This is a genomic window from Bradyrhizobium genosp. SA-3, assembly GCF_004212635.1.
Taxonomy (GTDB): domain Bacteria; phylum Pseudomonadota; class Alphaproteobacteria; order Rhizobiales; family Xanthobacteraceae; genus Bradyrhizobium.
The window spans coordinates 1-204 of the sequence record NZ_PSRT01000387.1 but is presented as its reverse complement, the minus strand read 5'-3'; the positions used below and the strand labels follow the sequence as shown (position 1 = coordinate 204).

Below are 204 nucleotides of genomic sequence, written 5' to 3'. Positions count from 1 at the left end.
GTTGCCGGTGTAACTCCAGGCCCCGTTGGCATCGATGGTGAAGTCGCCATAGGTGCCGTGCACGTTGCTCTGGGCGACGACGTGGGCTTCGCCCGAATCCGGGTCGGTGATGGTCAATTGCCCCGGGGTGTTGAGCGCCGCCGCGGTATCGCTTTCGGTGACGGACTTCGAGTCCGACGAGACCGTCGCCGCATCGTTGGTGCC

General features: G+C 65.2%; 1 protein-coding gene. It reads right to left on the bottom strand.

Annotation, left to right across the window (positions count from 1 at the left end; genetic code table 11):
* Nucleotides 1-204, bottom strand: a 204-nt coding sequence (locus tag CWO91_RS42575) for a VCBS domain-containing protein (protein ID WP_130221209.1), incomplete at both ends; no start/stop codon positions are given.